This window comes from Gluconobacter thailandicus F149-1 = NBRC 100600 (genome assembly GCF_000964465.1).
GTDB classification, from domain to species: Bacteria; Pseudomonadota; Alphaproteobacteria; order Acetobacterales; family Acetobacteraceae; genus Gluconobacter; species Gluconobacter thailandicus.
Window position 1 is genome coordinate 1 of the sequence record NZ_BANH01000166.1, and the last position, 275, is coordinate 275.

Annotated in this window: 1 protein-coding gene; it reads right to left on the reverse strand. The window is 58.9% G+C overall.

Annotated features, from left to right (window positions below):
• On the reverse strand, positions 1 to 191 hold a 191-nt coding region (locus B7444_RS17030), incomplete at its 3' end, for a hypothetical protein (protein ID WP_048855256.1).
• Positions 192 to 275 lie beyond the last annotated feature (84 nt).

A 275-nucleotide genomic window follows, 5' to 3' on the forward strand; every position in this document is an offset into this window, starting at 1 on the left:
TCCTGGCGATTTTTGGTCGCCTCAAGCCCTCCAATACGTCGCAGGCTGCGAATGAAAGGCTCGGTGAATGAAGTCGGCTGTTTCGCTAGTTCGTCCGCGTGGGCCTGCAAGAACTGCCGTAGTTCCGACAATGGCCGCTTGTCGTCTCTCACGCCGGTAATGAGTTCAAGGGCCTGACGTCTGATGTCCATAAATGTCCCGTCCAGTGATGCGGCCATCCCCAGCGCGCGGGCTTGGGCGGTGGATTTATCGCTGGTGCGGAGCGAACGGACAAG